At 68.3% G+C, this 19,181-nt stretch carries 20 protein-coding genes and 3 pseudogenes; 14 read left to right on the top strand and 9 right to left on the bottom strand.

The window, feature by feature from the left end; translation table 11 throughout:
- The first annotated feature begins 74 nt into the window (after nt 1-74).
- Nucleotides 75-251 carry a hypothetical protein gene (locus EJ357_RS48945; protein ID WP_228472898.1) on the top strand — a complete coding sequence of 59 codons (177 nt, stop codon included), beginning with the start codon at nt 75-77 and terminating at the stop codon, nt 249-251.
- 128 nt (nt 252-379) lie between these two features.
- On the opposite strand, the gene EJ357_RS01455 is transcribed toward EJ357_RS48945, so the two are convergent.
- Together EJ357_RS01455 and EJ357_RS01450 are read right to left on the bottom strand one after the other, a co-directional pair.
- On the bottom strand, nt 380-868 hold the full coding sequence (locus EJ357_RS01455) for a hypothetical protein (RefSeq protein WP_126387835.1): 489 nt from the start codon (nt 866-868) through the stop codon (nt 380-382).
- Between the two features lie 131 nt (nt 869-999).
- Complete coding sequence (locus EJ357_RS01450) at nt 1,000-1,311, bottom strand: iron chaperone (RefSeq protein ID WP_126387833.1); 312 nt, start codon at nt 1,309-1,311, stop codon at nt 1,000-1,002.
- Nucleotides 1,312-1,589: 278 nt separating this feature from the next.
- On the opposite strand from EJ357_RS01450, the gene EJ357_RS01445 reads away from it, so the two are divergent.
- The 3 genes from EJ357_RS01445 to EJ357_RS01435 all read left to right on the top strand — a co-directional run bounded on the left by EJ357_RS01445 (nt 1,590) and on the right by EJ357_RS01435 (nt 4,325).
- The gene (locus tag EJ357_RS01445) at nt 1,590-2,756 is read left to right on the top strand and encodes a DNA topoisomerase subunit B (protein WP_228472897.1); all 1,167 of its coding nucleotides are present in this window, start codon (nt 1,590-1,592) and stop codon (nt 2,754-2,756) included.
- A gap of 561 nt (nt 2,757-3,317) precedes the next feature.
- Nucleotides 3,318-3,551, top strand: coding sequence for a hypothetical protein (locus tag EJ357_RS01440; RefSeq protein ID WP_126387831.1), 234 nt, complete (start codon nt 3,318-3,320; stop codon nt 3,549-3,551).
- 210 nt (nt 3,552-3,761) lie between these two features.
- Nucleotides 3,762-4,325, top strand: a complete 564-nt coding sequence (locus EJ357_RS01435) for a dihydrofolate reductase family protein (RefSeq protein WP_126387829.1) — start codon at nt 3,762-3,764, stop codon at nt 4,323-4,325.
- A 101-nt stretch (nt 4,326-4,426) separates the two neighbouring features.
- Here EJ357_RS01435 and EJ357_RS01430 read toward each other — a convergent pair.
- Nucleotides 4,427-4,805, bottom strand: a pseudogene (locus EJ357_RS01430) (aminopeptidase P N-terminal domain-containing protein); the annotation flags it as partial.
- A 245-nt stretch (nt 4,806-5,050) separates the two neighbouring features.
- Between EJ357_RS01430 and EJ357_RS48940 the strand changes: the two are divergent.
- Entirely contained in the window at nt 5,051-5,221 is a 171-nt protein-coding gene (locus tag EJ357_RS48940; protein ID WP_228472896.1) for a hypothetical protein, read from the top strand.
- 92 nt (nt 5,222-5,313) lie between these two features.
- The gene (locus EJ357_RS01420) at nt 5,314-6,675 is read left to right on the top strand and encodes an MATE family efflux transporter (protein WP_126387827.1); all 1,362 of its coding nucleotides are present in this window, start codon (nt 5,314-5,316) and stop codon (nt 6,673-6,675) included.
- Nucleotides 6,676-6,885: 210 nt separating this feature from the next.
- On the opposite strand, the gene EJ357_RS01415 is transcribed toward EJ357_RS01420, so the two are convergent.
- On the bottom strand, nt 6,886-7,620 hold the full coding sequence (locus EJ357_RS01415) for a dienelactone hydrolase family protein (protein ID WP_126387825.1): 735 nt from the start codon (nt 7,618-7,620) through the stop codon (nt 6,886-6,888).
- 118 nt (nt 7,621-7,738) lie between these two features.
- On the opposite strand from EJ357_RS01415, the gene EJ357_RS01410 reads away from it, so the two are divergent.
- The 4 genes from EJ357_RS01410 to EJ357_RS01395 all read left to right on the top strand — a co-directional run bounded on the left by EJ357_RS01410 (nt 7,739) and on the right by EJ357_RS01395 (nt 11,708).
- Nucleotides 7,739-8,221, top strand: a complete 483-nt coding sequence (locus EJ357_RS01410) for a MarR family winged helix-turn-helix transcriptional regulator (RefSeq protein ID WP_126387823.1) — start codon at nt 7,739-7,741, stop codon at nt 8,219-8,221.
- 701 nt (nt 8,222-8,922) lie between these two features.
- Complete coding sequence (locus tag EJ357_RS01405) at nt 8,923-9,588, top strand: DUF4097 family beta strand repeat-containing protein (RefSeq protein ID WP_126387821.1); 666 nt, start codon at nt 8,923-8,925, stop codon at nt 9,586-9,588.
- A gap of 165 nt (nt 9,589-9,753) precedes the next feature.
- The gene (locus tag EJ357_RS01400) at nt 9,754-10,590 is read left to right on the top strand and encodes an alpha/beta fold hydrolase (protein ID WP_126387819.1); all 837 of its coding nucleotides are present in this window, start codon (nt 9,754-9,756) and stop codon (nt 10,588-10,590) included.
- 350 nt (nt 10,591-10,940) lie between these two features.
- Nucleotides 10,941-11,708, top strand: a complete 768-nt coding sequence (locus tag EJ357_RS01395; RefSeq protein ID WP_126387817.1) for a class I SAM-dependent methyltransferase — start codon at nt 10,941-10,943, stop codon at nt 11,706-11,708.
- A gap of 253 nt (nt 11,709-11,961) precedes the next feature.
- Here the strand turns inward: EJ357_RS01395 and EJ357_RS01390 are convergent, their stop codons facing one another.
- Complete coding sequence (locus tag EJ357_RS01390; protein WP_126387815.1) at nt 11,962-12,327, bottom strand: hypothetical protein; 366 nt, start codon at nt 12,325-12,327, stop codon at nt 11,962-11,964.
- A 377-nt stretch (nt 12,328-12,704) separates the two neighbouring features.
- Nucleotides 12,705-13,892, bottom strand: coding sequence for a M20 metallopeptidase family protein (locus EJ357_RS01385; protein ID WP_228472895.1), 1,188 nt, complete (start codon nt 13,890-13,892; stop codon nt 12,705-12,707).
- Between EJ357_RS01385 and EJ357_RS01380 the strand changes: the two genes are divergently transcribed.
- A complete protein-coding gene (locus tag EJ357_RS01380; protein ID WP_228472894.1) occupies nt 13,872-14,426 on the top strand; it encodes a hypothetical protein in 555 nt (184 codons plus the stop codon). The genes EJ357_RS01385 and EJ357_RS01380 overlap by 21 nt on opposite strands.
- 171 nt (nt 14,427-14,597) lie before the next feature.
- Nucleotides 14,598-14,879: pseudogene (locus tag EJ357_RS01375) on the top strand (transposase family protein); the annotation flags it as partial.
- Here EJ357_RS01375 and EJ357_RS01370 read toward each other — a convergent pair.
- Together EJ357_RS01370 and EJ357_RS01365 are read right to left on the bottom strand one after the other, a co-directional pair.
- Nucleotides 14,849-15,217, bottom strand: a complete 369-nt coding sequence (locus EJ357_RS01370; RefSeq protein ID WP_228472893.1) for a hypothetical protein — start codon at nt 15,215-15,217, stop codon at nt 14,849-14,851. The pseudogene EJ357_RS01375 and the gene EJ357_RS01370 sit on opposite strands and share 31 nt — an antisense overlap.
- Before the next feature lie 212 nt (nt 15,218-15,429).
- Complete coding sequence (locus EJ357_RS01365) at nt 15,430-16,656, bottom strand: PP2C family protein-serine/threonine phosphatase (RefSeq protein WP_126387813.1); 1,227 nt, start codon at nt 16,654-16,656, stop codon at nt 15,430-15,432.
- A gap of 491 nt (nt 16,657-17,147) precedes the next feature.
- Between EJ357_RS01365 and EJ357_RS01360 the strand changes: the two genes are divergently transcribed.
- Nucleotides 17,148-17,333, top strand: coding sequence for a hypothetical protein (locus tag EJ357_RS01360; protein WP_126387811.1), 186 nt, complete (start codon nt 17,148-17,150; stop codon nt 17,331-17,333).
- Here EJ357_RS01360 and EJ357_RS01355 read toward each other — a convergent pair.
- Nucleotides 17,317-17,692 (bottom strand): annotated as a pseudogene (locus tag EJ357_RS01355) (hypothetical protein); the annotation flags it as partial. The gene EJ357_RS01360 and the pseudogene EJ357_RS01355 sit on opposite strands and share 17 nt — an antisense overlap.
- Nucleotides 17,693-18,095: 403 nt before the next feature.
- On the opposite strand from EJ357_RS01355, the gene EJ357_RS01350 reads away from it, so the two are divergent.
- Nucleotides 18,096-19,166 (top strand): DNA polymerase III subunit beta family protein, encoded by a 1,071-nt coding sequence (locus EJ357_RS01350; RefSeq protein WP_126387807.1) that lies wholly within the window; start codon nt 18,096-18,098, stop codon nt 19,164-19,166.
- The last annotated feature ends 15 nt before the right edge of the window (nt 19,167-19,181 follow it).

Raw genomic sequence — 19,181 nt, 5'->3', positions numbered from 1 at the left:
GAGCTGCCAGGATCGACGGTCGGATCCACGGATTCGCCGCGCTCACGGTCCCGCGTGCAGGAGACGAGATCTGGATGGACTGGACGCTGAACGGCAGGGATGTCCACGTCCAGTGCGGACCCTTCAAGGCAAGCCTCGACGGCCATCAGCTGACCAGCGCCGCGAAAGTGACGGACAACAGCCCGAACTACCGGTTCCGCGCCTGCGGCGGCGGGGGCGGCCAGGCGGTGCAGTGCACGGACTGGTGGTAGCCAGACCCCTGAGCCTGCGTGGTGAGAGAGGCTGACTCCGTCTCAGTCTCCGTCTCGTTCACCCCCGTCCGGATCCGACCACGGCGGTTCAGACGGCGGGGGTGGATGAGGGCCGCCGTGCAGTCCAGTTATCCGAGGGGCGCGAAAGGGTTCGAGAAAGAGGTCAGATCGCTCACGCGGACCAGACGGAGGTCGCTGGGTTCGATCCCGGAGCCGGACAGGACGACTTCGGTGTTGTCGACGCATCCCCGCGCGACCCAGCAACGGTCGCTGGTGTTGCGCCAGAGTTCGAAGGTCATGGGTCTACCGTCTGTGGTGATGGTGACGGGTTCGGAGGCCGGCAGCCTGGCCGGGGGTTCCTCGCCGGGGTGGCAGTAGATCTCGAAGGCCCGTTCCAGGGCCTCGGTGGCCTCTGCGTTTCCCGAGGAGGCGCTGAAGACGGTGAGGTGCTGGACCTGAGGGTCGAAGTAGGGAGAGCCGAACCACAGGTACACATGGGCATCGCCGGTGACTCGGTTGTGGCCGTGACCCGTGACCTGCCGTGATTCCGGCCAGTTGGCGTCGACAGCGAAGACGCTGAAGCCTTCTGCCGAGCCACGCGTGCTTTGATCGTTCATCAGGTCTCCCGCGCCCGCTCGTCCGTGATCAGGCATCTTGCCATCGCAAGGGAACCGGCGGGAATGGGGGTCTGCAGCCGCGGCTTGGAACTTAGGGCTGAGTCAGAGTTCTCTCTTCGCCTCCGCGGCCGTTACATCCACAGCACGCCGTCATCCTCGTGCTCGCGCACGCGGAACGCGATCATCTGGCGCAGCAGGTCGCCCGGCACGGGCCGGCCGTACGGGAGCTTGACCGGGCCCTTGCCGGTGGTGAAGTCGGCGAGGTCGGCGTCGAACGCCTCGCGGGTGCTGGGCGTGAACACGACGTTGGCGTGCTTCGCGTGGCTCGCCTCATTCGCTGCAGGAACCGCCTCGAGGGTCAGCGGCCGTACCTGCTCGAGCACCTCGCGGGCCTGCCCCTCGAAGCCCTCGATGTACTCATCGATCGTCTGCGGCTTTCCCATGGCGCCAGTGTGGCACTGCCGACCCTTCGGAGTCGGCGAGGAAGCCCCCGGTGCCAGCTGCCGGAATTGGACTCCTCAGGGCCGCCCGGAACGCGGTCGTACGCGCCTTCGGCGGGCCCTGGGACACGTTCCGGGCGCGCTGCCCGCCTCCTGGGCGGACCGCTTCCCGGTACGCCTTCACCCGCCCGTCCGCAGCTTCGGCGAACTGGCTTTGACCTGGTGTTTTCCTCCATTCTGGCTAGGCTGGGGAGGTCTGCCGGAGGCCAGGGGAGGGTCTTGTGAGTGGGGAAGGCGCGGGGTACGACGTTGCCCGGATCGAGGTGCTGGAGGGGCCCGAAGCCGTTCGCAAGCGGCCCGGGATGTGGGTCGGTTCGACCGGTGAACGTGGTCTGCATCATCTGGTGTTCGAGGTGGTGGGTCGGGCGGTGAACCAGGTCCTGGCCGGACGCGGCGGCTCGGTCGACGTCACGCTCACGCCCGACGGCGGCGTGAGGGTCTCCGACGACGGGCCGGGTGGTCCCTTCGAGGCAGCCCGGGAGACAGGCGGCCCGGGCCTCGAAGCGTTGCTGACCAGCTTCTGTGCGGAGTCCGAGCCCAGTGGCCGGTACATCGCGGACGTGGCCCATTTCGGTGGGGGGCTCTTCGTCACCAATGCCCTGTCGAGCCGGCTGACAGCCGAGGTGCGGTGCGAGGGGCTCCGCCGGGTTCAGGAGTACGCGCGCGGTGTCGCTCTCGCCCCGCCTGCCACTGTGGGGCCCGCGAGCGGAAGCCGTACGACCATCGCCTTCTGGCCCGACGCCGAGATCTTCGAGACGACGCGCTACTCGTTCGCTCTTCTGGCAGAGCGTTTCCGGCAGTTGGCCTTCCTCAACCGAGGCCTGCGGATGTCGCTGACCGACGAACGTCCTGCGGGAGGGTCCCGGGCGGTGCTGTTCCGGTTCCCGGACGGGGTGCGGGACTTCGTGGCCGCCCTGGACGCGGAGGCGGGGGCGGCTCTCCATCCGGACGTCATCGGGTTCGAGCGGGAGGACCCGCGGATGGCGGGGACGATGGAGGTGGCCCTGCTGTGGGGCGGCTCCCGTGAGGAGCGGGTGCGCAGCTTCGTCAACAGCCGGGCCACTGCCCAGGGCGGCACGCACGTGGACGGTTTCCGCGACGGTGTGGCGGCCGCGGTCACCGCGTACGCGCGGAAAAGCGGGCTGCTGACGGCGGCAGACCCTGATCCCGGCGCCGACCGGATCGGCGAGGGCCTCACAGCAGTCGTGTCGGTGAAACTTGAGCGTCCCGAGTTCCTCGGCGCCACGCACGGGTTGCTGGGCAACACCGATGTACGCGCCTGTGTGGGGGAGGCCGTCCGGGAGTACCTCGGCAACTGGTTCGAGCAGCAGCCGGATCGGGCCGCGGAGGTCGTCGGCCGGATCGTGCGGGGCATCCACCAGGGTTGAGCGCTGAGCTGCGGCGGACGGCCCCGCGGAACCGGGCGATGCCCGCTCGTTGTGCATGTGACGGTTTGTGTCTCGACTGTCTCCGGGAGGACGTCATGGAAGAGGCGATCCTCGTTCATGGAGGAGCCGCCGAGATGAGTCCTACGTACGAGTCGAAGCCCAACATCGCCTTGACCGTGCTGCGCGAGCAGGAACCGTCCGCTCCTCGACGGTGACGACCCGGCGGCATGACCGCATCATGACCTCGGGGGAGTTGTCCATAAGTGACTGCGGGCGTCGATTCCTGCATTTCCAACGAGCAGCCGATCGGACTGCGCCGGGGCCTCCAAGGAATCGGCCGTATGTTGATGGCGGCGGCCACAGCGGCTACCCCGTCTCCGGCCGACAGGGCGAGGCGGGCCGCGGAGAGACGACGGGAATCGGAAGAACGTGAGGCGCGGCGCGTTTGCTCGCGTGGCTCAGAATGCGACTGCCCGGTACGTCTACACCCGCAATGCCCTCCTGCACTGGGTGCATCAGCAGTCCCAGCACGGTAACCATACGCCAGCCTGCAATGCCTTCATGAGCTCTCTCGAGGCGTCGTTCGAAGGAATTCCACTGGAGCTTGAGGCCGAACTCGTTGAAGAAGCCTCAGCGCTGCGCGATGAAGCCTCGGCTCAGCAGCCGAACCCAACAGCACTGCGCCGTGCGTACGACGCCGTCATGGGCACGCTGGGGAGGGCCCCGGAACCAATGGCAAGTCAGTGGCTGCATGAGGCCGGCACGGCAGCTATCAACGGCACGCCCGGCGGATAGGTCCTCGAAACTCGCCAGATTAATTACACATCCGAATCGCTGCGCCGAGCCCTCTGCCAGCCGTTGGCAGGAGCCTTGGTCATGTCGCCGAAGATCGCCCAACGAAAATGATCCCGTGAGGTGACTCGACCCAGGGGATCCGCGAGTCGCGATGAGTTCTGCGGCGCCCGGCGGTCCTACTGTGGAACCCGTTCCCGAGGAGGACTTCTGATGCGCAGCGTGACCTATTCGATGAACGTCTCACTGGACGGTTACATCGTCGGGCCGGACGGCAGCTTCGACTGGTCGGCGCCCGACGAGGAGGTCTTTCGCTTCTGGATCGACGAGATTCGAGGGGTCGACGTCCATCTGATGGGACGACGGCTGTACGAGACGATGCTGTACTGGGAGACCGCCGACCAGGACCCATCGCTCGACGACGCGGGGCTCGAGTGGGCCGGGCTCTGGAATCCGCTCCCGAAGGTGGTGTTCTCCACCACGCTGACGTCGGTGGAGGGCAATGCCCGCCTGGTCTCCGGCGGGCTGGCGGAGGAGATCGAGCGGTTGCGGGCCGAGCCGGGGGAGGGCGAGATCGCGATCGGCGGCGCGACACTCGCCGCCGAGGCGGCCGCGTCGGGTCTCATCGACGAGTACCGGGCCGTTGTCTACCCGGTGCTGGTCGGCGGTGGCACTCCGTTCTTTCCCCGGCACGAGCGCCGGGTGGATCTCGAACTCGTCGAGACCCGCACCTTCAGCTCGAAATTCGTCTACCTCCGCCACCGCGTGGCGCGTTAGCCGGTTCGTCCGCCGAGCCCTACGAGGAATGGGCCGGCCAGTGACCTTTCTCAGCGAAGTGACCTGCGCCTCGCCGATCTCGAACGCGTCCTTGACCAGCCGCGCCTCGCCGGAGAGCCAGAACTCGCCGTTCTCGCGGTCGGAGCGCGGCAGCAGGTAGATCGTCGCCTTGAGGCCGTCGGCGACGGGCTCCAGGACGAGCACGCCGCCTGCGCTTTCATCGGGCCGGCCGCCGGTGAGGTACGCGTACTCGACCGCCGCCCGGAAGGGGTACTCCGTGTCGTTCGACCGTGTCTTCAGATTGCCCGTGGGGATCACCAGACGCTCACCCGGGAACCGCGCCGACAGCGCGGCACGCCGCGTGGCGGTCTCGGCGGCCTGGGGGACCGGCGCCAGGTCACGCAGCTCCGTGTCGGCCCAGCCGGACTTCATGTTCTCGGCAAGCTCGTCGGACACGCCCGGGTACAGACCGTTCTCGCGAAGAGGCGTGAAGTACCCTCTAGGGAAGGGGAGTTGGACGGATCAAACTCACCCAGGGGTCAGCCGGCCGAGTCGCCGGGGCGGGGATCGCCGCGCTGGGGCGTGGAAGGCCAGTGCCGAGCCTGCCCTGACGCGTGGTGCGAGACGGGCATCGGCCCGGCTCCCCAAGAGATCAGGCAGGCATTGATGGCCAAGTGCGTGGCCGTTCGGCTTCGCCTGGCGACCAAGGAGGCCAGTCTCGTCCCGTGTTGCGTGCCCTGCGCGAGATGCGCCACCTGTCGATGGCCGACTTCCGGCTGATGACCGCAGACCTGAGCGGTGCCGGTCTGGTCGGCACGTCTGTGGAGATGGCGCACCCGGCGGAGGGACTTCGCAAGCGGTCCGTCGCCTCTACCCTCGTTCCGTCGCCCGCCTGACCGCCAGCGAAGCTGCTCGGATTACCCCTGCCCTCCGGGCCGTTGGCCACTTCTGCTGATGTGCGGGCTTCCTCGGTGTGATGATCGGACTCATGATCGGCAAGGGGAGCGGACGGGCCGGGGGCAGAGGCAGTACATGGAGGGCGATAGCGGCAGCGGCGTTCCCGCTGTATCTGACGATGATCGCCGCGTCGGCAGGAGCGCTGGTTGATACCGCGCTGCTGGGCAATCACGCCACCACTGTGCTCGCCGCGTTCGCGGTGACCATGGCGGTGTTCAGCCCGGCCGCGGCCATGGTGGCGGGTGCGCTGCGCGGGGTGATGCCGTTCGTCGCGCCGCGCAGCGACGATCCTGACGGCCTGCTGCCGGTGGTGCGCGGCGGGATGTGGCTCGCGATCACCGTGGGTGCCGTGGCCGCGGCGGCGGTTGCGTCGGTACCCGTGATCGGCCGGGTGGCCGGGGTTCCGGGCGCCGCTCTGGACGAGCTGGGGGTCTTCCCGTTGTTGCTGGCCGGCAGTGTGCTCGCTGTCGCGGTCGGCTCGTCGGCCACGTCCGTCCTGGTCGCGCTGGGCCACTCGAAGCTGGTGATGCGGGCCGGGCTGCTCGGCACCGCCGCCTCCGCCGCGCTGTCGATCCTGCTGGTGGGCGGCCCAGGCCCGCTGCCGGGTTACGGCCTGGCCGGGGCGGGTGTGGCGATGCTCGCCTCCAGTGTGATCAGCGCCTGCGTCAGCCAGGTGGCCCTCGGCCGCTCCACCGTGCTGGCGGGCCGTTCCTTGTGGCCGGGCAGGCCGGATGTGAGGCAGGTGTGGCAGCTGGGCGCGGTGGGGATTCCGCTGGCCGGCACGGTCTTGGTCAAGTTCGCTGTCCTGGGCGTGCTGACCTTCGCCGCGGCGCGGATCGGGACGGACAGCGCTGCGGTGCACAGTGTCGGGATCTCGCTGGTCAACCTTGTCTTCACGGCTGCGGTGGCGGTCGGCCAGGCCACTGTCCCGCTGGTGGCCGGCTATGCGCACAAGCGCGACAGCGTAAGCATCCGGCGCAGTGTTCGGGAGGGGACGTGGCTGGCGCTGGCCGTGGTGGGGCTCATCGTGGCGGCGTTGATCGCTCTGGGTCCGTGGGTCGGTGCGCTGTTCACCGGGGATGCCGTTGTACGGGGGCAGGTCACGGACCTGCTGCCGCTGGTGGCGGCCGTGGTCGTCACCGACGCGCTGCAGGCGGTCGTCGGGTTCGGCCTGATCGGCCTCAAGCGCACGGTGCCGAGTTTCGTGTCGACCTTCATCGCTTACGGAGCCCTGGCCGCCCTCGCCGCCCCGGTCGCCGCGGCCGGGGGCCTTGCCGCCCTGTGGACGGCTCTCACCCTTGCCAACATCATCCAGGCAGCCGCCAAGGCGTACTCCTTCCACCGGCACAGCACCTTCACCGGGAACCGCGAACACGCACCGGCCACCCCGTGAGCGAGGAGCACCGGCCAGTACCGTGCCAGTCATTGACGCCCAGCCACTGCACCCCCCGGGCGAGCGATCGAGCGACTCCTCTTGTGGCCGGGAGGTGTTCAGCCGACCACCGTCACCAGGTCCCGGCCGACGCGTCCGCGCTGCGGCCGGCGTGCAGCTGCGGCTTGCCTGTGGGGCCGCGCGCTTGGGTGTGGCTCGGCGGCCCGGGTGTCAGGGGTTGGTCAGGGTGCGATCGAGGAGAGGGAGGAGGCTGTCCCAATGGCGCTGCAGTGCGGCGGGGTTGAAGGCGTCGGTGTCGGACATGGTGAAGCCGTGGACGGTGCCGGGGTAGATCTCGCTGCTGTAGTCGACGCCCGCACTGTCCAGAGCCCGGTTGAGCTCGCCCAATGCCTCCGGCGTCAGGTCGCTTGCGGCGTGGCCGAAGTGGACCTGGGCGGTGATCTGGGCGAGGGAGTCGGGCCCGTCCGCGCCCACAGGGCCGTGGAATGCGGCGAGGGCGGCCACCTGGCCGGGGTGGGCCACGGCGGTGCGCATCGCCAGGAGGCCGCCTATGCAGTAGCCGGTCACCGCGACCGGTCCGGCACCGACCTCGGGCCGGCTGGTGAGGAACCGGAGGTAGGCGTCGGCGTCGATCAGGACACGTTCGGAGGTGTGCGCCTCGATCAAGGGCATCAGCTGGGCGAAGACCGCGGGCCGGACCTCTTCGCCGATGTGCTCGGGAAGTTCGATCACCGGTGCTGGGCCATGCCGGTAGAAGAAGTTGGGGACGAGCACGTAGTACCCGTGCCCGGCGAGTTCGCGGGCCATCTCCCGCAGTACGGGCCGGATGCCGAAGCCGTCCGCGTACATCAGCACCCCCGGGTGGCGCCCGCCACCGTCGGGGAAGGCGGCGAACGCGTCGGCGTGACCGTCCGCGGTGGGAATCCGTACTGACTTGGTGGGCAAGATCTTCCTTCCTGTGGGTCTACTCGGGTTCACTCAAGTTGCGTTAGTGGCACTAACGTTTTCGGCGCGAGTGAACGTACATCGTTAGTCGGACTAACGCAACGGTAGAGTGGGTGGCATGATCAGAGCCGAGGCCGCGGACGGGCCCGACGCCGGCGTACCCAGGACACCCGGCAGGCTGCGTCGGCGCGCGAGCCGGCTGTTGTCGCAACTGGCCATGCGGTCGGACCGGCTGATCAGCGAGGGGCTGGCCCGGGCCGACGCCCGCCAGTGGCACTACGCCGTACTCGCCTCGCTGCAGGAGTACGGGCCCGGCAGCCAGGCGGAGCTGAGCAGGCGCTCCGGCATCTACCGCAGCGACATGGTCGCCGTGCTCAACGAACTGGCCGAGCGCGACCTCGTCGAGCGGGCGCCGGATCCCGGCGACCGGCGCCGCAACGTCATCACCATCTCGCCCCGAGGTCGCCGCCACCTACGCCGCCTCGACAAGGTCCTCGACGACCTCCACGAGGAACTGCTTGCGCCGCTGAGCCCCGCCGAACGCGACCAGCTCGTGCAGTTGCTCACTCGCCTGCTGGACCACCACACCCGGACCTCCTGAGCCGGGCGGGCAACCCCGCGTAGCGGCATCCGGCATCAATAGCGGGCCCGGGCGGCGGCGGTTCACCTGCGGCCGCCTGCGAAACGGCGCCCAGGGTGGTGGAGTTCACCTGCTGCGATCACGTTTCATGAGTGGCTGCGATCGGCCGGACGGCCGGGACACCCTCAGGAAACGGTCGGCGGTCGGAAGCAGCGACTTCGAGCGCGTGGAAGCGCACGCCTGCCCGCCGTCCGCGTGCACCCCTCCAGCAGGCTCGCCAGTCGCACCGGGAAGGGCGCGACGGCCATCCAGTACCGCACCGCCCGCTTGCGGCTCGTGCCCCAAACTCGCTTGAGAGTTGAACGTGCCTTCTTTCAGCCGTGCGCAAGCCCCCGGGGAGCGTGGGGGCCAGTGCCTGCGCTGTCGCCGGGGGTTGGGGTCAGGGGGGCACCTCCCGGCGGAGCGGTCTCCTCGGGGCGCTCTCCTCGGATGTCCTGCACGGCGGTCCCTGACGCCGCCATAGCGTTCACTTCCTTTCCATTGCAACGCTACTGCGGATAGTCGTTGCGTTATCTCCAATGCTGTTGCAACAGTTTAACGCCATCTACCTGCGTAAATGTCAGTTCTGCGCAACAAGAGTGTTGTCGCAACATGGAAAGCAACGTAGCGTTTCCGATGTCAGAAACGAAGTGGGAAGCAACTAACAAGTACTGGAGAACGCGATGCAGAAGTTCGACACCCCCGCCCCGATCTCCGCCGTCCTGGACATCCCCGCCGGACGTATCCAGTTCATCGCCGCGGACCGCGCCGACACAGCAGTCGAGGTCCGGCCCTTCAACCCTGCCAAGAGCCGCGACACCAAGACCGCCGAGCAGACTGAAGTCGCCTACGCCGACGGCGTCCTGCGGATCACGGCCGAGGCACTCGACAGCCGGCTCTTCGGCCCCTCCGGGTCCGTGGAGGTCACCGTCCAACTGCCCGCCGGTTCCCATGTCGAGGCCAAGGCCGCCAGCGCCGAACTCCGCAGTGTCGGACGCCTCGGCGACGTCACCTTCGACGGCGCCTACCGCCAGATCAAGATCGACGAGGCCGCGAGCCTGCGCCTCACCGCGATCGACGGCGACATCGAGGTCGGACGACTCAGCGGCCCTGCCCAGATCACCACCACAAGGGGCGACATCCGGATCACCGAAGCAGCACGCGGCACGGTCGTGCTGCGCACCCAGTCCGGCGACATCTCGGTCACCGCCGCCGCGGGCGTCTCGGCCACCCTGGACGCCGGCACCGACCACGGCCGCATCAGCAACGCCCTCAAGAACGACGGCGCGGCCGAACTCGACATCCGCGCCACCACCTCCCACGGCGACATCACCGCCCGCAGCCTCTGAAAGAGCACGACAACCAGGACCAACTGGCCGGGTCCACCCGCGACCGAATTCCTCCCGGCCGCCGCCCAGGACCCGGCCGCCCGTCCTCGAGGGGCCTGCGAGCCTCCCCCATAGCAATAGCCCGCAGAAGTCAAACAAGACGCCACACGCGACCAAGGGAAAACCATGACGAAGAACAGCACTTCCTCGACCAGTTCGAAATGGACCGGCATGGTGCCGGTCGACGACACGGCCCTGGCCGTCACCGACACTGGCGGCCCCGGCATCCCCGTCCTCTACCTCAACGGCCAGTTCGCCACCCAGGGCTACTGGCGGCGAGTCACCGCCGAACTCGGGACGCAATGGCGGCACATCACCTATGACGAACGCGCCCGCGGCAAATCAAAGCGCTCGGCCGACTACACCTTCGAAGCAGCCGTCCGGGACGTCGATGCCGTTCTCGCGGCCAGGAACGTGGACCGGGCCCTGCTGGTCGGCTGGTCCTACGGCGCGGTCGTCGCCGCACACTGGGCCAACCGCAACCCGGACCGTACGGTGGGCGCGGTCCTGGTCGACGGCGCGTTCCCCTACGACTGGCTGGACGAGGCCATGGAACAAAGGATCCGTACGCTGTTCAAGCGCCTGAGCTGGTTCATGCCGCTGCTGCGCCCGACGGGCCTGGCCCCGCGGATGACCGCCGAACAGCAGGCCGACAGCAACATCGAGCTCGGCAGGCTCTCCCGAGAGAGCGAGCTGGGCCCCGTACTGGACAACATCACCGTCCCGGTGCGGTACGTGGTCGCCTCGGGAACGTCGTTCGGAAGCCGCGGCGACGAGCAGGAACGGATCCGCGCCGGCCTCAATGCGGTGACCGCCCGCAACCCCAGCATCCGGATCAGCGCGAAGGTAGACGGCAACCACGGCGCGATCCTCAAGAAGGACTTCCCGGCCATCGCCGACGCCGTACGAGAGGCCGCTGCCTTGGACCGCGAGAAGGCGCTGAAGACACCACCAGTCAACTGACGACAACCACACATCCACGCCGGCCGTGGTCAGCACCTCCCGGCACGACCGCGTCCGTCCCGCGCAATGGCCACCAGCCTGCGCGCGGGACGGGCGCGGTGCCGCTGCAGTGGCCGAGCACATGCAGGCCGCGGGTCTTGCACAGGGAGAGCCGGGCGACATCCACGTCACGAATTCCGTAGCCCTGTACGCCTGATGCGTGGCGCCGCGCCGGCGCAGAGCGGCCGCCCACGAAACTGAGCCGGAATCCGAGGGACAACCGCACCGTCGTGCCAGTAGACGCGGTCACGGCGAATACGGGGCGAGCCTGGAGGTGCCGCCTGAGAGTCGGGCAACGGTAGCCTCCCGCCATGCTCGAGACATCGGTGGCGCGCTTCTACGACGAACTGGCCGACGACTACCACCTGATCTACGCGGACTGGGAGGCGAGCATCCGCCGGCAGGGGGACGCCCTGGACGCTCTGATCGGCAAGGACAGCGCAGTGGTGCTCGACTGCTCGTGCGGCATCGGCACACAGGCCATCGGCCTGGCGTTGCGCGGACACCATGTGACCGGGACCGACCTCAGCCCCCGCGCCGCCGCCCGCGCTGCCCGTGAAGCCGCCCGCCGGAAGCTGACGCTGCCCACGGCCGTCGCCGACATGCGGCACCTGCCGTTCCCCCACGGCCAGTTCGACACAGTCGTCTGCGCCGACAACTCATTGCCCCACCTTCTGACGGAGCAGGAGGTACACGCCGCCCTGATCGAGATGCGCCGCGTGCTGCGCCCGGCCGGCCTGCTGCTGCTCAGCACCCGGCCCTACGACGAACTGCTGCGCGAGCGCCCCACGTCGACGCCTCCGCAAGTCCACTGGCATGCCGATGACGCGGAACGGACCGTCACCTTCCAGCTGTGGCACTGGCACGACGACGGCGAGCACTACGACCTGGAACACTTCCAGCTCCTCCCGGCAGACGGAGAATGGCGCGTCCGGGTCCGCCGGACCACCTACTGGGCGCTCGGCCGGGACCGGCTGACCGGCCTCCTGGCCGGCGCGGGCTTTGTGGACGCAGGGTGGCGGATGCCGCAGGAGACAGGTTTCTTCCAGCCGCTGCTGGTGGCCCGCGCCGGAGAGTAGGTGAGACCGCCACCTGCCAGGCATGTCGCCGAGGCTCTGTGCCGGCGTGTCACCAGAGGACTGTCACCGTCCGCATGCCGGAAGCAGTTCCGCGACATCGACCACCAGCAGGACTGCCCGGCCGCAAGCGGGTGACGAGGGAGCCGCGCTTGGCCCTGTCCGGCAGATCGTGTGACGGTTCCGGATCCGGCTCGCGCCGCAGCGACAAGTCACCAGGGATCGGGTGCTCCGACCCACGTCCCAACCTCATGCCTCACAGGTACCCGTCGCGCTCCCCGGTCCGCTCATGCCGGGCCTCCCTGCGGGCCCGCGCGAGCTCGGTCAGGGGTGTGCGGAACGCATAGAGGGCCAGAAGCGCTGCCGCGACACTGCCCAAGGCGATCAGCCAGTCCCGCATCGAGGCGATGCGATTCGACCAAGAGTTCTCCACTTGGAGGTGAACCGTGATGGGCGGGTTGAGTGTGTGCAGGGCTCGGTTGGAGTCTCCCTGGTATGTGGTGAGGCCCAGTACGAGTTCGTAGGCGCCCGGCTCCGTCGCGGTGACGCTCCAAGTCCAATAGGCCCTGTCACCCGGCTCGGCGATGACTTGGCGTGCCCTTGTGTCGTTGAGACTTGCCACACGTAGGTGGCTGCTCGCACTGGTGAGGGAGGCGCCCTGCACCCCACCCACCCGGAACGACCTGGTTTCCATTGCCGGTTCGGGGAGTGAGCTTTGCCGACGTGGCCTCGCCCAGGCGGTCAGCACGCCGTGTGCGGCGGCCGACGGCCGCGTCGGTACTGTCCATTCGGACTCGTGACCTGCTGCCGGTGGCATCGGTGTCCGACGGGGCCGAGACGGGCGTGTGATGCGTCAGGGCCCATCCGCCGGACGCGGGTGAGCCCTGTCATACGTGCAGGCCAGGAGGGGAATGCGATGGGCACACGCGAGGACATTGCGCGCTGCCCGGCCGACCGGGATGTTGGCGAGGTACGCTGCCCGGCCGACCGGGATGCAGCTCAGGCGAGGGCATCGAGACGGTGTGACAGGAACCCCGCCATCGCGCGGACCCCGATCCCGATCGCGTGCTCGTCGGCAGCGAAGTCCGGGGAGTGGGGGACCCCGTTGATGCCCGCTTCCGGGTTGGCGACGCCGAGGTAGAACATCGCTCCGGACACCTGGTGCAGGAAGTACGCGAAGTCCTCGCCGTTGAACGGATACGCCGCGTGCAACACCATGACCGCGTCCGCACCCAGGGTGCCTCGCAGGTACGAGGCTGCCGCCGCGTTGAGCTCCGGCGAGCACACCATGGCGGGCAACGGAGGCTCGGTGAACTCCACCCGCCCACGGGGCAGCGCATCCATCCAGCGCCGCACCTCCTCACGGATCTCGGCGTACCGGCTCTCAGGCCAGGCCCGCAGATAGGCGTGCACGCGCGCGCCGTCATCGCCCGAGCTCGAATGAGACAGGGCGTAGACAAAGCGCGCCAGCGGGCCGTCCGGGTTCTGCATGTCGTCCATGAACTGCTGGAGCTGTCCGGGCGTCTGCGGGCGCCCGACAGTCGACAATCCGTCGATCATGGCGACGAGCCGCTTGGCGTCGTCGGCCGCGCCCGGAGCCGCCAGCTCGATCCGGAAGCGGTCTTGCCCCGGCTGACCCGGCCCGACCGCGAACGTGCCGACTGGATTGGAGCCGCAGTGCAGCGCGTAGATCTCCCGCGGCGGGGTCCGCTCCAGGACCCCGTCCTCGATCATCGCCCGGGCGCCCTCGCACGTCTCCTCGGCCGGCTGGAAGACGAAGACGACCCGGCCGTTCAGCTGCTTCCGCAGCCGTGCGAGGACCAAGGCGATACCCACCCCGATCGCCGTGTGCAGGTCGTGGCCGCACAGGTGGGCCGCCCCCGGGACCTGCGAGGCGAAGGCACAGTCGAACAGTTCGTCGTCGTCGACCGCGTCCATGTCGGCCCGGTAGGCGACGGTCGGGCCCTCACCCGCACCGTCGAGCACCGCCACCACACCATGGCCGCCCACGCCGGTTGCGACGGCCAGACCCGCGGCGCGAAGCCGCTCGGCGACCAGTGCTGATGTGCGCCGCTCCGCACCGGCAAGATCGGGATGCCGGTGGATGTCGCGGCGCATCCCGATCAGCTCATCGTCGATCTCGGCCGCAATCTTGTCGATCATCGCGTGGTCCAGCGTGGAAGACATGCGCCGGAGGCTACACGAGCCGATCTCCAACCCGGCCTTGAAGTTGAGCAAGGCTCACTGGGCGGATCGATACTTACGCAGCGCGGCTCCGAACGCGCGAAGCGCCGGGAGATAGAACTCGTTCGCGGCCATGAGGAGATCCGCGAGAACCGTTCGCTCCGACGCACCTGCTATGCGGAACTCAACCGAGATGCCCGCCAGTTCACCACGGCACTCAACCACCACCTACATGTCATGAGGGAACGCGGCGTGGGGGACTCGGATATAGAGGCACTCGAAGCAGCAAAGGACGCTCACCGTGGCCGATACTCCGAAGCACAGATGATCGCCCCTGACGAAGTACTCAAGCAAGCGAGTGTCGTCAACCAAGCCCTGAACAAGGTGTACGGGCAGGTGAAACGCCTCGAACGAGGCGCCCCCGAGCCAGGCGAAACGATGGAGACCGCAGCCCGGGCCCAGTACGAGGTCTGGGACAACCTCCGGGCTATGAGAACTACCATGCGTCAAGAGCTCGTTGTGACGCCTGAAGAATGAAGGCTGGTGGTCAGCTACGTGGTGCCACTGCCCTCTGACTCGGCCAGCTGAGAGCTGGCGAGTCAGAGGCAAAACGCAAGCTCATGCATGGATGAGCTCGGCAACATGGAACTCGACCGGCACAGCGCGGAGTTGCTGCTCCATCATCGACGCCCTCGCCGAGCTGGCCTTTTCGGCGACAAGGGTTACCAGGGTGCCGGCGGCACCGTGCGAGTGCCGTTCCGCGTCAAGCACCGCAACCTTTCTGCCAGAAGGCAGACGGTGAATATCGCCCAGGCCCGGATCCGCGCCATCGGCGAGCAGGTCATGGCCACGCTCAAGGGCCGGCGTCTGCTTCGCAAGCTGCGCTGCAGTACCACCCGGATTGCTCGCCTCGTGCAGGGGATCCTCACGCTCCACCACGCATCCGCACGAGCCAGCGGTTACCTGGGGTCATCGCTTTCCCACGGGTAACCGAAGCAGTCCGGACGCAGCCCCCAGAGGGCGAGAACGCCCGCCAGCGCCGACTCGTCCGCTGCCGAGGCGGCGCGCACCAGCACTGCGCCCACGTCGTAGTCGAAGCCGTCGATCCGGTCAGCGTCGTACTCCCAGTGCTCCAGGCGGAAGCCACGTGACCGATCACCACGTACCCATCCCTCCTGCGCTGCCTGCGTATCACGCATGACGCGATCTGGCGTGATGTCCACGAACGCCCGCCGACCGGGTCGGGATGCCACAACCTCGGTGACCAGCGGGCGCCCAAGGCGCAGCGCGGTCAGCTTGTCGGTCGGCCACGTCGATCGCTCATTCACACACCTCATCCTGACGATCACAATCGAACAGCGCCATGGATTTCATCGCAGTACGACCAGCACCGCGTCAACATAGCCACGTCGGCACAGTGCGCACCTGTTGCCGATTTGGATCACTCTTCTTGGGAGGCCGGCCGGCCAGGCGCAGAACGGCGACCCCAGTTCGCGTGGTCGGCGTAATCCGGTTTGATTTGGGCTGAGGTCGGGGTTGCTCAGTCAAGTACCGCGAGGTGGTCGGCGACGCCGCCGTGCCACTCGATCATGAAGAGGGTGGCGTCGTCGCTGGTGCGCCCGCCCCGTTCCACCTTCAGCGTGTGGGACAGCTGACGCAGATCCGCCCGCACCCCCTGCGAGGGCCCTTCTCCCAGGCGATTGACGCAGTCGATGAGGCGTTCCTCGCCGAACGGCTCGCCGCCGGTTACGTGTTCGTCGATGATGCCGTCGGTGTAGCACAGCACCCGATCGCCCGGCTGGAGCGTGTGCTCTCGGATCCGGGGCTCCTCACCGCCGAAGCCGACGGGCAGCGTCGTCGCGCTCTCCAGCTGCCGCACGACCCGGCCGGCGCGGATCAGCAGCGGTGCGGGATGGCCCGCGTTGACCAGTTCCAGTTCGCCGGTGGCGATGTTGATGTGCATCAGCTGGGCGGTAACGAAGTGGTCGGGTCCGAACTGCCGGGAGATCGCGTCGTCCATGAACGCGTACTTCTCGGCCAGGCTGACGAACACGCGCCGGGCATGCCGGTAGGCGCCGATGGCGATGGTCGCCATCGCGGCGGCGTCCAGGCCGTGGCCCATCGCGTCGATCACGGCCATGTGCAGGATGTTGCCGTTGAGGGCGTAGTCGAAGCTGTCACCGGCGACCCGGTAAGCGGGCTCCAGGATGCCCGCCACCTCGACCTGCGGCACGGTCATCGTGAGCGGCGGCAGCAGGCTCCACTGGATCTCCGCGGAGACACTCATCGGCTCCCGGCGCCGGGCCAGGAAGAACAGGTCGGTGTAGGCGTTCTTGGTGACCAGCACGTCGGCGACCAGGCTGGCGAGCCGGCGCAGCAGGCGCCGGTCGTCATCACCGACCGTGGCCAGGGTCAGGGCCATCACCCCCACCTGGTCGCTGCCGTCCAGCAGCGGCAGATACATCCGCACGCCGCCGCGGGCCTGCGGTACCTCGACCACGTCCGAGCTCAGGAAGGCCCGGCCGGCGGGAGATTCGGCCATCGGTTCGGGCTGGCCGACATGCAGCTTCTTGCCCGCGAGCGGCACGAGCACTTCCTGGGCATAGTCCTGGAGCAGGATGGAGACGTCATGACCCCCGATCCTGGCCACTTCCTCCGCGATCAACGGGGCGATCAGCTGTGGCGGCATCAGATGTGCCCGGTCCAGCAGCAGTCCGAGCAGCCGCTCGCCGAAACCCTCCGACCGGTCCACGCTCTCCTTGCCCATGACCCGCCTCGCCGCCTGCTCCCTGCTGCCCGTACCGCTCGCCGCCTCCGCACAACGTGACCTGGGAAGCCGCCGGAACGGCTCATTACTCCATGCGCAGCATGTCGGCCCTCGCTGCCCGCGCGAAGTGATCAGGCCACCCGGGGCAACGAGGACGCCGTCCCGGGGTCGGCGGTAAGGGGCGGCCACGGGCAGCCATGAGGGCCACGCGCGGGCCGATCGGGGCCGTGCGGCGATCGATCATGGCGAGCCGTAGAGGCGGGGTAGTTGGTACTGGCCCACGTCCTGTCGTTTGGATCAGTTCACAGACGAGGTGACCGAACGGGACGAGCGCCGATGTGTGGGCGAGGCTGGCCGAATGGGGAAGTTGCACTGCTGACCATCCACTGGAGGACTGGCCGGAGGCTCAAGATCGGCTCAACTCGCTGGAATCTGCCGCGGACGCAGGTGCATCCTCCTCGACAAGACCATGTACCCAAGGGGGAACACTGATGGAGACCTTGCTCGACCGAGTCGTGATGCGCGTTCGGGACGTCGTTTCCGGACGTCAGGTTCTCAAGAAGTACGGCGCCCCGGAGGCCCATCGCCACGGTCCCCACAACCGCGACGCCAACCTGGCCCACCACTACATTCCGACGCCGCCGGCGGCACCCATGAACCTCACCACCGGCATGTAGACGGCGCGCACACGAACGCCGGTGCGTCGTCCAAGTGGCGCTCGGTGTAGGGCTTAGGGGCTTTCGATTGGATCATCGGGCGGGACCGGAGGAAGATGCCTGCGATTTGGAGCCCGGCCAGGTAGATGGTGGCTGTCTTTTCGTAGGGGATGGCGATGCCTCGCCGCCGCTTGAGGCGGTTGATGCACTGCGCGACGGCGTTCCGTTGCTTGTGGGCCTCGCTGTCGAAGCTGGGCGGTCGGCCAACCGCGCCGGCCTCGCTGCAGGAGGTGGCCGACTTGGTCCGACGGCTGCGGGATGACCGCATGGATACCCCGGCGCTGTAGGCGGCTGCGGATTGCGTGTGAGGAATGCGTGCGCTGCGGGTGATCAAAGCTGCTCAGCGGCTCGGTTCACGTTGGAAGAGATCGCCGAGCTCTTGCAAACCGGCTGCCCCGCCGTGGCCGCCCCGTGGCGGAACTCCTCATCCCGCACCGGTCTGCCGAGGAGAGCCCGCAGACCGTGACGGTCCCGCGGCATGCCAGCACCGAGGCCGAAGGCTCCGAGCAGGTCGTCGCGCAGTTGGAAGGTCTCCCCGGCCGGCAAGCGCGAAAGCACGGAGCACCTCCCGCACTTCATGCGCGGCCCCGGCCAGGGCCGCCCCAGAAGCAGTGGGTGCGCCACCTCGTACTTCGCAGTCGCTATGTTGTTGCCGGCCATGACGTTGCTGCCGCTGCTCGTCGTTCTTGACCTTCAAGTTGGTTGAAGTCCGATGATGACGCGGTGTCAAATGATGAGCTGATGCCGATCGGGGCCTTCGCCCGACGCAGTGGTCTGACCAGCAGCGCGTTGCGCTTCTATGCCGACTCCGGCTTGCTGCCTCCTGCCGAAGTCGACCCGGTTTCGGGCTACCGCTACTACAGCGCCGACCAGGTGGCGCGGGCGACCGTGCTGCGTCAGCTCCGCGAGCTCGCCATGCCCCTCGCTGCTGTCGAGGCGGTGCTCGGTTCCGGGGCTGACGAGGCCTCCCGGCTGCTCGATGAGCATGTCGCAAAGGTCGTTGAGGATGCGGCGTCCGTGCAGCAGAAGGCTGCTGTCATCAAGTCCGCGCTCGGCAACGTGCCAGGCTTTCCCATCGCGGTGATGAAGGGCCCCGTGCTGGCGGATGCGGTCGAGCAGGTCCTGACCGCGACCGCGCAAGAGCCCGGGATGCCGGCACTTGCCGGCCTCCGCATCGAGGCACGTCAGGAGGCAGTCACCCTGACCGCGACGGACCGCTACCGGCTCTCCACTCGAACCCTGGTGCCGGCTGAACCACCGAGTCGGACATGGGCCGGCACAGTCAACGGCGACGAGCTGCGGGCCGCGGTCGCCGTCAGCCGCCGCAGTCCGTTGGTGCGGCTGGAAGCGGTATCGAACGGGCTCTGGTTCCGCGTGGCCGACCGGGAGGACCGGCACTGTCGGTTGCTGCCCGAGGAGTTCCCCGACTACCGGCTGATGCTCGCGTCGTTGGGCGAGGTCAGCACCCGCGCGACGGTCTCGAAGAATCTGCTCCTGCGAGCGCTGGAAGAACAGTCCGGCGAGCGCGTCGCGCTGCACGTTGCCGACCACGGAGTGAACGTCGTGTCAGCGGACGACGAACACCCCAGCATCCCACTCCCGGCCACCGCGACGGGCCAGGCCCTCCAGATCTGGTTCGAGCTGACCACGCTCCATCCCGCAGTGAGCACTGCGATCGGCCCCGACGTGATGCTCGACCTACGGGGACACGACCAGCCCGCCACGATCCGCTCTGCCGACCGCGGCGATCTCACCACCCTGGCCATGCCCGTCAAGCCCGACCCCTGTGCCTGAGAAGAACGACGAGGA

It is taken from the genome of Streptomyces cyaneochromogenes (assembly GCF_003963535.1).
GTDB classification, from domain to species: Bacteria; Actinomycetota; Actinomycetes; order Streptomycetales; family Streptomycetaceae; genus Streptomyces; species Streptomyces shaanxiensis.
This window is presented reverse-complemented; position numbering and strand designations above follow the sequence as displayed.

Excerpts from the sequence above, each read along its gene's own strand:
- EJ357_RS01395 (WP_126387817.1), top strand. The coding sequence starts at position 10,941 with ATGCTCGAGACATCGGTGGCGCGCTTCTACGACGAACTGGCCGACGAC.
- EJ357_RS01385 (WP_228472895.1), bottom strand. The coding sequence starts at position 13,892 with ATGTCTTCCACGCTGGACCACGCGATGATCGACAAGATTGCGGCCGAG.
- EJ357_RS01405 (WP_126387821.1), top strand. The coding sequence starts at position 8,923 with ATGCAGAAGTTCGACACCCCCGCCCCGATCTCCGCCGTCCTGGACATC.
- EJ357_RS01360 (WP_126387811.1), top strand. The coding sequence starts at position 17,148 with ATGGAGACCTTGCTCGACCGAGTCGTGATGCGCGTTCGGGACGTCGTT.
- EJ357_RS01410 (WP_126387823.1), top strand. The coding sequence starts at position 7,739 with ATGATCAGAGCCGAGGCCGCGGACGGGCCCGACGCCGGCGTACCCAGG.
- EJ357_RS01365 (WP_126387813.1), bottom strand. The coding sequence starts at position 16,656 with ATGGGCAAGGAGAGCGTGGACCGGTCGGAGGGTTTCGGCGAGCGGCTG.
- EJ357_RS01400 (WP_126387819.1), top strand. The coding sequence starts at position 9,754 with ATGACGAAGAACAGCACTTCCTCGACCAGTTCGAAATGGACCGGCATG.
- EJ357_RS48945 (WP_228472898.1), top strand. The coding sequence starts at position 75 with ATGGACTGGACGCTGAACGGCAGGGATGTCCACGTCCAGTGCGGACCC.
- EJ357_RS01420 (WP_126387827.1), top strand. The coding sequence starts at position 5,314 with ATGATCGGCAAGGGGAGCGGACGGGCCGGGGGCAGAGGCAGTACATGG.
- EJ357_RS01450 (WP_126387833.1), bottom strand. The coding sequence starts at position 1,311 with ATGGGAAAGCCGCAGACGATCGATGAGTACATCGAGGGCTTCGAGGGG.
- EJ357_RS01440 (WP_126387831.1), top strand. The coding sequence starts at position 3,318 with ATGAGCTCTCTCGAGGCGTCGTTCGAAGGAATTCCACTGGAGCTTGAG.
- EJ357_RS01455 (WP_126387835.1), bottom strand. The coding sequence starts at position 868 with ATGAACGATCAAAGCACGCGTGGCTCGGCAGAAGGCTTCAGCGTCTTC.
- EJ357_RS01435 (WP_126387829.1), top strand. The coding sequence starts at position 3,762 with ATGCGCAGCGTGACCTATTCGATGAACGTCTCACTGGACGGTTACATC.